At 30.1% G+C, this 14,130-nt stretch carries 9 protein-coding genes; 4 read left to right on the top strand and 5 right to left on the bottom strand.

The window, feature by feature from the left end:
• Window positions 1-327: 327 nt before the first annotated feature.
• Genes ACMC9J_RS08175 through ACMC9J_RS08165 form a run of 3 tightly spaced genes read left to right on the top strand, consistent with a single transcriptional unit; the run spans window position 328 to window position 1,626 of the window.
• The gene (locus ACMC9J_RS08175; protein ID WP_004034277.1) at window positions 328-483 is read left to right on the top strand and encodes a hypothetical protein; all 156 of its coding nucleotides are present in this window, start codon (window positions 328-330) and stop codon (window positions 481-483) included.
• Between the two features lie 42 nt (window positions 484-525).
• Window positions 526-978 (top strand): hypothetical protein, encoded by a 453-nt coding sequence (locus tag ACMC9J_RS08170; protein WP_427003210.1) that lies wholly within the window; start codon window positions 526-528, stop codon window positions 976-978.
• Between the two features lie 6 nt (window positions 979-984).
• On the top strand, window positions 985-1,626 hold the full coding sequence (locus ACMC9J_RS08165; protein WP_019265643.1) for a DUF116 domain-containing protein: 642 nt from the start codon (window positions 985-987) through the stop codon (window positions 1,624-1,626).
• Here the strand turns inward: ACMC9J_RS08165 and ACMC9J_RS08160 are convergent.
• The 5 genes from ACMC9J_RS08160 to ACMC9J_RS08140 all read right to left on the bottom strand — a co-directional run bounded on the left by ACMC9J_RS08160 (window position 1,623) and on the right by ACMC9J_RS08140 (window position 9,856).
• A complete protein-coding gene (locus ACMC9J_RS08160) occupies window positions 1,623-1,823 on the bottom strand; it encodes a hypothetical protein (protein WP_011953765.1) in 201 nt (66 codons plus the stop codon). The genes ACMC9J_RS08165 and ACMC9J_RS08160 overlap by 4 nt on opposite strands.
• 1 nt (window position 1,824) lies before the next feature.
• Window positions 1,825-3,027, bottom strand: coding sequence for a hydroxymethylglutaryl-CoA reductase (NADPH) (gene hmgA / locus ACMC9J_RS08155; protein ID WP_427003209.1), 1,203 nt, complete (start codon window positions 3,025-3,027; stop codon window positions 1,825-1,827).
• On the bottom strand, window positions 3,028-3,888 hold the full coding sequence (sucD, locus tag ACMC9J_RS08150) for a succinate--CoA ligase subunit alpha (protein ID WP_019266204.1): 861 nt from the start codon (window positions 3,886-3,888) through the stop codon (window positions 3,028-3,030). It lies immediately after the preceding gene.
• Between the two features lie 15 nt (window positions 3,889-3,903).
• Window positions 3,904-4,629: a hypothetical protein gene (locus ACMC9J_RS08145; protein ID WP_019265645.1), complete on the bottom strand. Its 726-nt coding sequence runs from the start codon at window positions 4,627-4,629 to the stop codon at window positions 3,904-3,906.
• A 343-nt stretch (window positions 4,630-4,972) separates the two neighbouring features.
• Window positions 4,973-9,856, bottom strand: a complete 4,884-nt coding sequence (locus ACMC9J_RS08140) for an Ig-like domain repeat protein (protein ID WP_427003208.1) — start codon at window positions 9,854-9,856, stop codon at window positions 4,973-4,975.
• A 263-nt stretch (window positions 9,857-10,119) separates the two neighbouring features.
• Here ACMC9J_RS08140 and ACMC9J_RS08135 point away from each other — a divergent pair, with 263 nt between their 5' ends.
• Entirely contained in the window at window positions 10,120-14,067 is a 3,948-nt protein-coding gene (locus ACMC9J_RS08135; RefSeq protein ID WP_427003207.1) for an Ig-like domain repeat protein, read from the top strand.
• Window positions 14,068-14,130: the final 63 nt, after the last annotated feature.

The following is a 14,130-nucleotide window of genomic DNA, read 5'->3' as shown; positions in this document are numbered from 1 at the left end:
AAATCCGAAATATATTGGATTTAATTAGATAAAACTTGTAAATTATATACATCGAAATGCATATAGATGTCTTTCGATATGCTGATATTTACTATATAAAACTTAATATATAAATCATATACACTTAAAAATTTGAACTAAAACTTAGTTAAATTAAATAAAAAAGTTAAAAATCAAATAAATAAAGAAAATAAAGAATTTAAAACATTTTAAGTACAATGAATTATATTACTATTCATAACAATATGCTGTAAAATTACAATAACAAAGAATAAATAGTAACATAATAACATATATTATATAGATTAAAATAATAGGTGATTTACAATGTGTTCTACAGGAGGTCCAATGGCGGACATTGATTTGAAAAAATTAAAAACAAAAAGATACAGATGTTTAGATTGTGGAAACGATTTCAAAGGCCTTGGCAGAAAAGTAATTTGCCCATCCTGCCAAAGTGACAATGTTGAATGTAAAGAGTAAACCTGCAATTGTTTACTCTATTTTTATTTTTTAGGTGGTACTTTGATTATTGATTTTAATAATGATGAAATTCTATTTCTGGAAGGTGAAACCGGGATGGTAGGAATCATAAAAGTAGCCTATGAAAATAAAATGTTATTTATAGCTACACAGGACAATGAAGAAATTGTCCAATTTTTAGAAAAAGATGACTTAATAGCTGTATCTAACTTTAAAAAAGACAAACGAGCTATCCGCTCTCAGGCATATTTAACTCGTGTGGAAAATTCACCACTTGTAATTCTAAACAAAAATCACCCATCTACTAAACGATTAGAAACTGTTCTATCTGTAGGTGCTAGAGTCTGTCTAAACTGCAATATTACCCCTGGAACACACCCTGAACAGGACGTTTTATGTTCTTGTGATTCACTATCCGGTTTAGAAATTGATAAAACAGAAACTGGGATTAAATTAAACAAAGAATTTGATAATTACACAATTGAAAAGTTTTAGATTAAAATGCAACTTTTAGATTTTATTTACACAATACTGGGACAGGGAATAGTCTTTATAATCATATTAATTATTATATTATTTATAATAGCTATTACTCTTGGTAAAATTCTGCTTAAAAAGAACATAATTTTATTTCCAAGATTCATTCTTTTTGTTGTAGATGTATTTTACTCACCTTTTAAAACAATAGCTAGACTGTTAAAAATAGACGATGACATGATTGACAGAATCAGCATCGAAGTTAGAGATGATGTAAATAGGGAAAAATTTAAAAAAATACCTGCAGAGGAAACTTTAATATTTTTACCTCACTGTTTAAGACACAGGGACTGTCAGGCGGCACTTCAAAAAGAAGGAGTGATATGTACAGAATGCGGTAAATGTTCCATTGGAGTTATTAAGAAAAAAGCAGACAAATTGGGATACAGTTTATATATAGTTCCAGGATCCAGCTTTGTTAAAAAAATAGTTAAAGAAAACAACTTTAAAGCAGTTATTGGAGTGGCCTGTCATGAAGATTTAAATCAGATGATGATGCTGCTTTCTGATTATTGCCCTCAAGGAGTTTTACTTTCTAAAACAGGCTGTTTTGAAACAAAAGTAGATATTAAAAAAGTATTTGAAAAACTGGATTCCAAATACTAATCATCATAATATTTTATAAAATCCAAAGATTCATCAGCCTGACTGAATTCGTCAATAAAGTCATGCAAATCTTTTATAAACTCTTCTTTTCTTTTATCTGAATCTCTGATTTTAGAATAATCTTTTTTTATAGCCAATTCCATTATAATATCATCAGTTTCCAAAGTTAATTCTGGATAAAATATATTTTCATCCATATTATCCTCTTCCAAGTTCCTGATGAGCTCTTGCCAAATGTCCTGCTGCAAGAGCACCAACTAAAGATAATTCTCCAGCCAATACAGTAGCTGCAACAATTTCACCAAATTCACGAGCTTTATTGGAACCTGCAACACCAAGGATATCCAAACCTTCATGAGCAGTTTCCAAACTTGTTCCACCACCAACAGTAGCTACTGGTACATCAGGCAGATTTACTGAAAAATACAAATCACCATTTCTGTTTTCAGCTGTTGTAATACCTAAAGAACCTTCTACTGCATGTGCAGCATCCTGACCTGTTGCTAAAAAGATTGCTGCAACCATATTTGCATAATGAGCATTATATGCCATAGAACCTGCTGCTGCAGACCCTATTAAATTTTTAGCTACATTCACTTCTTCAATAGCTTCAGCAGTTGTTTTAAGTTTTTTATTTACTATTTCTTCAGGAATTAAAATATCTGCAACAATACTTTTTCCCCTTCCTTCAATCATGTTAATTGCTGCAGGCTTTTTATCAACACAAACATTTCCACTTAATGCAATGTGTCTTCCAGTTGTTTCTTCTGCCAATTTATCCAAAATCTTTTCTGAAGCAATAGTAACCATATTCATACCCATACTGTCTCCAGTAAAGTAAACAAAACGTGGATAAACATAAGTTCCAACAATTAAAATCGGATCAATTTTTAAAAGCTTACCATGAGAAGTGGTAGATTCTGCAATTTCTTTAAGTTCCTGAAAATTATCAATAAACCATTGTTTAATTTTTAAAGCATCAGTTGCTGAAGAGGTTTTGATTACCGGCGCTCTAGTCATAATATCTGAAATAACATGAGCGTTTACTCCTCCAGATGCTGTAATTGTTGATGCGCCTCTGTTAATTGATGCTACAAGTGCTCCTTCAGATGTAGCTAAGGGAACATAAACCTCTCTTTTACAGTAATCTCCGTTGATTTTTAACGGACCTGCTACACCTACAGGAAGCTGGATTGTTCCAATCGGATTTTCAATGTTTCTTGCAGATGCCTTTTCCATGTCCAGAGAATAATTAGCCATATGTGGCAATTCACAGCTTGCCGTTTTTTCTATAAATTCCCTTCTAATATCTGTGGCTTCCTTTGGTGAAACATATTTGTCTACCTGGTATAATTTCATTTCACCATTTAACAGTTTATCAATAATTTCTTTAGAATTCATTTAAATTGACTTCCTTACTAAATCTACAATTTCTGATGGCATTTTAGCTACACTTACACCGGCATCAGTTAATGCATTAATTTTACTTTCTGCAGTACCTGAACTTCCATGAATAATAGCTCCTGCATGCCCCATTCTTTTACCTGGTGGTGCGGTCCTACCTGCGATATATGAAACTACCGGTTTGGAGATATTGTCTTTAATAAATTCTGCTGCATTTTCTTCAGCATTACCTCCGATTTCACCAATTAAAACAATAGCTTCAGTGTCATCATCTGCTTCAAATTTTTTAAGAATATCAATATAATTTGTACCGATTACAGGGTCTCCACCTATACCAACACAGGTACTTTGACCAATTCCCCCACGGGTAAGCTGGCTGGCTACTTCATAAGTTAAAGTTCCGCTTCTTGAAATTACTCCAACATTACCTTCTTTAAAAATATGAGTCGGCATAATTCCCAGTTTACCAACACCTGGAGTTATGATTCCCGGAGTGTTTGGACCTATAACTGTAGTACCCATTTCACGAGCATAATTCATTATTTTTAAACTGTCATGAACAGGAATATGTTCTGAAATAATAACAACCAAATCCAAATGTCTTATAGATTCAAATGCCGCATCTTTTGCAAATTTTGCAGGTACAAAAATAATTGAAGAGTTAACACCGGTTTCCTCTTTTGCTTCTTCAATTGAATTGAAAACAGGAACACCTAAAAAGTCCTGACCGCCTTTTCCAGGAGTTACACCTGCTAAAATATTTGTATTATATTCCAACATTTGTTCAGTGTGAAAAGATCCCTGTTTTCCAGTAATCCCCTGAACCAAACATTTTGTATCATTATCTAATAAAATCATAAAACAACCACCTATTTAACGTAAAATTCTTGTTTTGTTTTCAAATGGAACTGCTAAATCAATTACATTTCCATTCATAAAAGCCGTAGCAGAAAATATGACACTTCCAGGCAATACATTACAGTTAGTGCCTCTTTTAACCAGATATACATTTTTATTTCCAAGTGCTGCTCCAATCATTGCACCTGCTATTACACCAACTGATTCTATATTTTCAACAGTAGCTACTATTACAGGATCATCAGTTTCCGGTGAAACATAACCTACACCTGGAATTTTTTTGGATTTAGGTTCTATTAAATCAGAAACATCAGTCATATTTTTCATTCCTTTAGCTGCTTCAATAGCTGAATTGGCAGCATCTCCTACAAATGACTCTCCACCATAGGTATCAAAACCTAAAACGATAGCATCAGGATATCTGTCTTGACGAATACTAGCTTCAGCATAAGATATGCCTTCACCGGCAGTATCCGGACTTTGAGATATTCCTGAAAGGTCACCTAAATTTTCAGCATTGTCCTTTAATATATTTACAATACCTTCATTAACATTTTCAAGTAAATCATCTTCTACAAATGCACTGATAACTACATCATCACCAGTTACATTTGTTAAGGCAGCATCTCTAGCACCTAAAGCTTTAAGTTTGTAAAGGTCAGATTCAATATTTTCTACTAATGTATTACTACAGGACACGTCATTCCTAGAAATGTCTGCACCTATAGCTGTAATTTTCAAAATAACACCTTTTATAATTGATTATAAAAATAAATAAAATAATTTTTATTTTATTGTTATATATTATGTCCTTTATTTAATATATAATTTAAGGAATGATGAAAGGATTTTCAGATTAATGAAATTCAAAAAAATATAATACAAAATCAAAAAGCTTGAAATATTTTGACTCTCTATGTACCCAAAAATCTTATTGTTAAAACAATTAATATTATTGCCTTTAAAACCGAAAAAATCGTGTGTCAAAAAAATATTAAAAAATCAAAGCATACTCCTTTTTAAAAGAAGTTGTTAATTTTAAGTAGTTAAAAAAGAAAAAAAGTAAGAGAATTATGAATTCTCTTTAAGAACTGATTTTTATTGTGTTTCCTGTTTGGAAGTCATTCCAGTAGGAAGTTATGATGTATTCGCCGCTCATTAATCTGATTCCTAAGCTTGCAATACCGTCTTTATTAGTAACTTTGTGATAGAAGACACCGTTTACGTTAAATGATACGTTTTGGTTAGCTAATGGTTTACCTTGACCATCTAAAGTTTGTGCAGTGAAATTGCTGCCGTCAAGGTACTTCATAGAGAGATCTTTTGTTACTAAAGTTGGCAATACATTAACTTTGTTTCCAATATCCAAACCATCATACATTGTTGTAATAGTATATTCTCCAGGTCTTAAAGCTATTCCTAAGCTTGCAACACCATTTTCATCTGTTTTTTTGTGATAGAATACACCGTTGATGTTAAATGTTACTTCTTTGTTTACTGCTAAAGATCCGTCTTTGTTGTAGATAGTTGCTTGGAACTTAGAAGCATTTAAGTAATATTTGGTTAAATCACTTTGTACGATTAATGATTTTACAGTTATGTTAAATCCTTTTTCTTCACCGGTTAACGGGTTGTAAGCAGTTAAAATGTAATTTCCAGGTCTTAACATAATACCTAAATCAGCCATACCATCTTTATCAGTCTTTTTGGTATAGAAAACACCATTAATATTAAATTTGATTTCTGCATTAGCTATTGCTTTTCCGGTGCTGTCAGTAAACTTAGCATAGAATCTGGTATCATCCTGATACATTTTAACTAAATCTTTACTTATAATAGTCGGATTAATAGTTACAGTAATATTCTTACTTACTTTATCATGTATTTCTGAACCGTTATATGAAACAGTAACCTGATAAACATTAGATACTAAGTTTAATCCCATGGAAGCAGTACCGTTAGCATCAGTGGTTTTATTGTAAGTTTGACCATTGATGGTAAAGTATAATGTAGCATTGACTATTGCTTTTCCTTGGAAATCTGTTAATTTAGCAACTAAACGTGTTCCGTCATGGTAAATCATTACAACATCATTAACATCTAAGTTTACATTTACATTTGGAATTACAGTTATGTTTCCTTTTTTAGTTATGGAATCATATTTAGCATCACCAGAGTAAGTTGTAGTGATATTATGATTTCCAGCACTTAATCCAAAAATATTTACTTTTGCAATTCCATTAGTTACATTTGCAGTGTATTTTTTACTGTTGATTTCAACAGTGACTGTTCCAGTTGCATCTTTAGGTAAAACCACACTAATAGTGGAGTTTACTCCTTCTTTAAATTCAGGAACAGTAATGTTCATGTTATAGTCTGATATTTTGGATACTGTGAATTTGGTTGTGTTTTGATTAGGATTATAATTGTTGTCTCCAGCGTATTTAACAGTTACAGTGTAATTGTTTGCTTTAAGATCAGCTATTGTTTTAACTGCTTTACCATCTACAATATCTACAGTGTAATCTTTACCGTCAACAGTAATAATTACATTGCCGGTGGCATCAGAAGGCACATTTACGGTTACTGTTGCATTTTCACCGACTTTAATATCATCAGCATTAACAGTTATATTTGAATCTATTTTGTTAACTTTGAAAACACCTTCAGACTTAATATTGTTATAGTTGTTATTTCCTGTCCATGTAGCAGTGAAGTTATAAGTACCTGCAGCTAATGCATCACCTGCAGTAGTGCCTTTTCCATCAACAACTTTAACAGTGTATAATTTATTATTAATATTAATAATTACATCACCAGTTAATTTAACACCATTAATACCCATTAAAACAGCTTCAATAGTGAATATGTTCTTGTAATCAACATCTGCAATAGATACATCAAGATTTGCATCTGCTTTAGCTACAGATATATTTTTAGTAATTTCAATAGGTGTGTATTTGTTATTACCTGTATATTTAACAGCAATTGTATAATTATTAGCAGTTAAATCTTTAACAACTTGTGTAGCTTTACCATTTTTAATAGTTACTGTGTAATTTTTGCCGTCAACTGTGATAATTACTTCACCAGTAGCATCAGCAGGTAAATTAACTTCAACAGTTAAATCTTCACCAAATATTATATTATTAACTGTGATATTTAAATCTGGAGTTAATTGGGAAACTTTAAATACTGCAGTAGCCATACCCTGAGCTTCATCCCCTACAAATGATGCAGTAACATTATAAGTGCCTACTGCCAAATCAGAAATGGTAAATATAACAGTTCTGTTAACATTGTTTTTGGTGTAGTTTTTATTATTTACATTAACAGTAACATTACCAGTTACGTTCGCCGGTAAAATTACACTAACAGTAGCATTTTCACCACAAACAATATCAGTTGTTTCTACAGACATGTTAATTTCATTAAATAATAAATTTTGAACTTCATTATCTAAAACAGCAGTTATATTATGGGCAGTTGAATCACTTTTATAAATTACAGTAAAAGTACCATTTTTCAAAACAGGATTGTTGTCACTGAAATTTCCAGAAGGAGATGACAGATAAACAGTTTTTAAACCTAACTTATCAATACCATCCATTGTAGTATCATTCCACATCAATTTACCAGTAATTTCAAATAATCCAGGTGCAATTTGATTTTCAGATATGCTAAATAAAGCATTATTGGAAACAATTACATTAGCATTATTAATATTAACATTATTATAACCAAACCAGCAATTATTCAAATTTAAAAAATTATTGTTCTTTGGTCGAAACCAATTACTGCTGGTTATATCAATAAAATTACAATAGTTCATTGTAATATTCTCATTAAAATATCTACTAGCTTTCATGGTTTCTACAAAAATTGAACCAGAAATATTAATAAAATTACAGTTTGTTACAATTAGTTTATTCACAGTAACAAACATTGAAGAAGCCCAGTTATAATCTTTAAAAGTACAATTATCAACATAATTAGTTCCATACCTACCAAAACTTATGAAGCCAACACCAAACTTTTCAAAATATATATCTGAAATGTTAAGAGTATTCACATCAGTAAAATCTATGAATCTAGATGGACCATCATTATTATTGAATATAATTACTTTTTCATTATTATATGGTTTAATTGTAACATTATAACCCTTCATTGTTGTATCAGCATACAAATAATCATTATTTTGAATTATATAATATCCTCCCATAAAATATATAATATAATTTCTATGAGGATTATTCACAATATAATTATTAACTGCTTTTAAAGTATTAAATGGATTTTCTATACTTCCATTACCTCCATCTGCAGTAATGTTTTTATTCACAGCAACATACACTATTTTTTCACTATTTTCAGATTCTGAAATAATTTCATTTCTAAAATTAGCTTTCAAAATAGGTAAATTTAAAACATCATTATTAGAAGTTGGATTAGGATTATAATTGCCATTTATGTTATTATTGCTTCCAGCAATATAAACTGCATCATTTCCAGTTTTAATATAAGCAGACAATCCATTATTTGTAACATTAGTATTGGATACTCCATTTAAATAAACAGCATAATTACCATTTGTAAAAATAGTATTGTTATATACATCAAAAGAATGAGATGAAGAAGTTGATTGGGAATAACTAATACCATAAATATTATTGGAGTCAGCATAATCACCATTATTTGTAACATAAATAATATTATCATGAACTATATCAAAGGTGTCTTGTAATTCCATACCTGAAACTAATGCCCAATTATGAAGAGCAGCACTTCCGGTTACATTAATAAAATTATTATAAATATTTAAATAAGTTGCACCATAGAAATTTTGAGAATAAATTCCCAGATTAGGACCATTATTGTATGTAATTAATGTATTATTGTAAATATTACAATCATTAATAGGTCCTGTAATTTGAACTGGATATGCACTACCTGATCCATTTACAATAATATTTCCACCATTAGTATTCATTTTAACAGTATTATTCCAAATTGAAATATTATTTAATTTATAAATATCAATACCGTACAAATAATTAGCAGACCCAGTTTCTGTTGTTGAATCTAATTCTATTATATTATTGCCTGCAACAACAGAATTGTTTGATTCAACCATTAAAAAAGAGTCTAAAGTAGGATAAAACAAATTACTGTCTCTTGCACTAACTGATACATTTAATTCATTGTTTAAAAATTTAAATCCATTTGATGACTGGACAGCAACACCTGCAACTAAATCAATATCAGTATTTGGGAAAGGTATGCTAAAATCACAATCTTTCAAAGGAAGAAATGCATTAATTTTATTTCCCCTAACTAAATTATTACTACCCCCAACCACTTTAATAACATAATTATAAACATTTGTATTGGTAACATTAGTAAAATAACGAATATTATTATTCAATAATTGAACATTATTGGAATTAATTAAATCAACAGCATATGAATTAGAATCAGAGGAAGTTTTATAATCAATTGTAACATTATCAATAATTACATTTGATGTACCTTCTAGTGAAATAACACTACCTCCACTTACATCATAATTAAAAACTGCATTTTTTAAAGTTAAATCATTCGCTTTTAGAGTAAAACCAATATTATTAAAATTAGCATTATTAAAATCAAGACCAATAGACTTATCAATTACAAAAGAACTAAACCTAAGATTGCTGAAATTGCCCATAAAACACAAATCATCATTATATTTTAAAGTTCCGTTCTCATCAAAGTACTTCAAATAATTTGAACTATTTACAATCACATAATCATTACTTACCTGTTCAACATCATTATACTCATTTTGTAAATCACAGCTAATATCATTAGTTCCATCTACAAAGACATTGTCTGTAGAGTTTACATCATCAACAGCACTAACAGCACCTACTGATAACATGACTAAAAACATCATTGTGATTAAAATAAATTTCTTAAATTTCATCTTTAATCACCAAAGACAATACATCAGTTTAATTTTATTAAAATTAAAATATGATGTACTAATTAATAATATGAAAATAAATCCTATTTAAACACTTCCATTTAAACTAGAAAAAATAAACCAAACAATTTTTAAAATAAAATTCGGCCATTAAAAGAGAAAAGATTAAATAAACTTCAAACTATAAAATATTATATATAAAATATAATTTAAGATAATTAAAATGTATTTTATAAAGAAATAGATTAAAAAAGCTGATAAAAATGAGATATAAGCCCTTATTAATATTACTTATATTATTTGCATTTATCTGTGGAATAAGCAGTGCAAGTGCAAGTGATTTAAGCAACGATACAGATATGGAAACATATTCTGCTGAAATCACAGGCATAAATAATGAAAATCAGAGTATTCTAACAGATACCGGCAACACAGTTTATGCAAATAATTGGAACGAACTAAAAACATATTGTGAAAAATCAGATAAAAATTATATAATTCATCTGAAAGAAAATACTAATTTTTATCCGGATAATGGAACTGATTATAGCCAACAAATTATAGTTAAAAATAATGTTACAATCATCGGTAGCGAAGGGTCCTATTTTGGAGACACAAACCCTAACCCAATATCCATTTACTATACACCAATAGTAACTGAAGATGATTCTAAAATCAGTTTAAAAATATTAAATACTACTTTTAAATGGATGGATCTTGAAAAAAATATACCTGCCGAAAGTGGTATGTTTATACAAATGGGAGGAAATTCAAAGGATAATTTACTTGAAAATTCTACATTTTATAATATTAACAGTGGAACAGGTCACGGATGTGTTTATTATTTAAAACGCGGATATGCAACTGTAAAAAACTGCAGTTTTAAAAACATAACTACTGAGTTTGGAGTTTTAAGCATATACGACCCGGCAGAAGACCCTACAAAAAACTGTACAACTGCAGGAATGTTAGTTGAAAACTGCTACTTTGAAGACAACTATGCACATGTAGAACCTGGATGTATCAACAATTGTGGACAATTAATAGTTAAAAATTCCACATTTTACAAAAACAGTGCATTTTGGTGGGCTGGAGCAATACATACTCACGGTGGAGCAAATACAACAATATACAACTCCAACTTCACAGACAATGTGGCAGGTTGGAACGGTGGAGCATTATACACCTACAGTTACTTACAAATTTACAACACAACATTTACAGGCAACAATTGTACAACCAACAATGGTGGAGGAGCAATTGGAGCATGTGATTATCTTACAAAATATTACATAACCATAAACAACAGTCTTTTTGAAAACAATGCCAACATATGTAAAAATACCGGACGTGGAGGTGCAATATCTGTTATGGATGAAGGAGGATTAATAATACATAATACAAAATTTATCAATAACAGTGCTTCAATTGGACAGGCAATATGTGCATATTATGTAGAAGGATATGGTGATGATCCTGACATTGAATTAATCAACAATACATTCATAAATCATACTAGTGCTGCAGACACATTAACAATAAAATTAAAAACAGGTACAAATACAACTGCAATTCTTAAAAATAATACTTACTTAAATTCAACTATCAAACTTAAAACATTCAATATTGTTCCAACTCATTCAAACATTGAAATAAACAAAGAATGTGAATTTAAAGTAATCATAGAACTGGAAAATCCTGATGGATATGACAAAGATATTCTAAATAAAACATTTTACAAATTATATGTAAATGAAGTATTTGAAAAGGAATTTGGACCCGAACCTACTTTTAAATTAAATATAACTCAAAAAGAAACATTAATCCATATAATTTCAACAATAGGATACAAAACTTCCAAAAACATAACAATAACTTCTAGAAACACCACAACACTTACACTAGGTGTAAAAGAAATAAATAAAACCGATGTAACTATTATTTCAACAATTAACCCCGATGCAACTGGAAATGTTGTATTTACATTCCAAGGAAAAGAATATCTAAAAAAAATAGAAAATGGACAAGCAACATTAAAACTTACTTTAATGCCGGGAACTTATGACATTAAAGTAAGATACGGAGGAGATAAAAACTATATCCCCTCTAAAGATAATTTAACATTTACAGTTGACAAACTTGATTTAAAATTTAACATAACAGCCAATGATATTATTTGTGGTGAAAATGCTACTGTTAGTGTAATTTTACCGGCGGACGTAACTGGTAATGTTACTGTTAATGTAAATAATAAAAACTACACTAAAAATAATGTTAACGGAACTGTTATATTTACCATTTCTGATTTGGCAGTAGGCACTTATAATGTTACTGCATCATTTGTAGGGGATGAAGCTCAGGGTATGGCTACTGCAGTATTTAAAGTTTCCCAATTAACTCCAGATTTAAATATCACAGTTAATAATATAATATTTGGTGAAGATTTAACTGTTGAAGTTAATTTACCTGTTGATGCTACTGGTGAAGTAATTATCACAGTTGACGGCAAAAATTACACAGTAACTATTAAAAATGGTAAAGCTACACAAGTTGTTAAAGATTTAACTGCTAATAATTATACAATTGCTGTTAAATATACAGGTAATAACAAATACACACCTATTGAAATTACTAAAAATATATCTGTAGCTAAAGCAGATTCAAATATCACTGTTAATGTTAATGACATAAAAGTCGGTGAAAACGCAACAGTAACCGTAAATGTGCTTTCTGATGCCACCGGCAATGTAATTATTACTGTTGACGGTAAAGATTACACTGTAGATATTGTAGATGGTAAAGCAGTTAAAACAATAGCTGATCTTAAAGCAAACAATTACACTGTAACTGTTAAATACGCTGGAGACAACAATTATAATCCTAATCAAAACACAACCAAATTCACAGTATCCAAAATATCAGACTATAACATGAACATTACTGTTCCTGAATTTAAAGAAGGAGTAAACTCCACTATTAGTGTGGTTTTACCTAAAGATGCAACTGGAACAGTCACTGTTGAAATCAACAGTAAAAAATACACTGCAAATGTAACTAATGGAATTGCAAAAGTAAATATTTTTGGATTAAGTGCTGGAAATCATAATATCACTACAACTTACTCTGGTGATGCTAAATATGATTCCATAACTAAAAAAGGAAACATAACTGTAATTCCAAATGTAAATGTAAACTTAGATGTTAATGATGTTGTAATGATTTACCATGACGGAACACGTTTAGTTGCTAAATTAACAGATTTCCAAGGAAAAGCAATAGTCAATGCTACATTATACTTTACCATCAATGGTCAAACTTACAATAAAACCACTGATGCTAACGGTACTGCTTCCATGGGATTAAACTTAGCGTCTAATGTGTACAAAGCTACTGTTTCATATAAAGGTTCAGATAAGTATAATGCAGTTTCTAAAAACATTACTGTAACTATTAATCCAACTATTATAAGTAAAGATTTAGTTAAAATGTATCAGAATGATACCAGATTCTATGCTAAGTTTACTGACAGCACTGGAAAAGCACTGGCTAACACAGAAATCAAATTTAATATTAATGGTGTTTTCTATACCAAAAAGACTGATAAAGATGGTATGGCTGATTTAGGCATTATGTTAAGACCTGGATCTTACATTTTAACTGCTTACAACCCTGTAACAGGTGAAGAAAAAGGATTTAACATAACTGTAAAATCATTAATCATGCAAAATGACTTAACCAAATATTACTTAAATGCTTCTAGATTTGAAGCAACTGTCTACAATAAAGACGGATCTTTAGCAGTAAACAAAGAAGTAACATTTAACATCAACGGTGTGTTCTATCACAAAAAAACAGATGAAAATGGTGTTGCAAGCTTGGGAATTGCTTTAAGACCGGGAGAATATACTATTACAACAATGTATGAAGGACTTGATATTGGAAACAAAGTTAATGTATTGCCAACTTTAGTAACAAAAGATCTCTCCATGAAGTACCTTGACGGCAGCAATTTCACTGCACAAACTTTAGATGGTCAAGGTAAACCATTAGCTAACCAAAAAGTATCATTTAACGTAAACGGTGTCTTCTATCACAAAGTTACTAATAAAGACGGTATTGCAAGCTTAGGAATCAGGTTAATGAGCGGCGAATACATCATAACTTCCTACTGGAACGACTTCCAAACAGGAAACACAATAAAAATATCTTAAAAAAGGGTTATTAAAACCCTATTATTCTTTTTTTTAAAATTGAAGATGGGACGCAAAATTTAA

The sequence above is a fragment of the Methanobrevibacter intestini genome, from assembly GCF_047402955.1.
GTDB lineage: Archaea > Methanobacteriota > Methanobacteria > Methanobacteriales > Methanobacteriaceae > Methanocatella > Methanocatella intestini.
This window is presented reverse-complemented; position numbering and strand designations above follow the sequence as displayed.

Excerpts from the sequence above, each read along its gene's own strand:
- ACMC9J_RS08175 (WP_004034277.1), top strand. The coding sequence starts at position 328 with ATGTGTTCTACAGGAGGTCCAATGGCGGACATTGATTTGAAAAAATTA.
- sucD (WP_019266204.1), bottom strand. The coding sequence starts at position 3,888 with ATGATTTTATTAGATAATGATACAAAATGTTTGGTTCAGGGGATTACT.
- ACMC9J_RS08160 (WP_011953765.1), bottom strand. The coding sequence starts at position 1,823 with ATGGATGAAAATATATTTTATCCAGAATTAACTTTGGAAACTGATGAT.
- ACMC9J_RS08135 (WP_427003207.1), top strand. The coding sequence starts at position 10,120 with ATGAGATATAAGCCCTTATTAATATTACTTATATTATTTGCATTTATC.
- ACMC9J_RS08140 (WP_427003208.1), bottom strand. The coding sequence starts at position 9,856 with ATGAAATTTAAGAAATTTATTTTAATCACAATGATGTTTTTAGTCATG.
- hmgA (WP_427003209.1), bottom strand. The coding sequence starts at position 3,027 with ATGAATTCTAAAGAAATTATTGATAAACTGTTAAATGGTGAAATGAAA.
- ACMC9J_RS08165 (WP_019265643.1), top strand. The coding sequence starts at position 985 with ATGCAACTTTTAGATTTTATTTACACAATACTGGGACAGGGAATAGTC.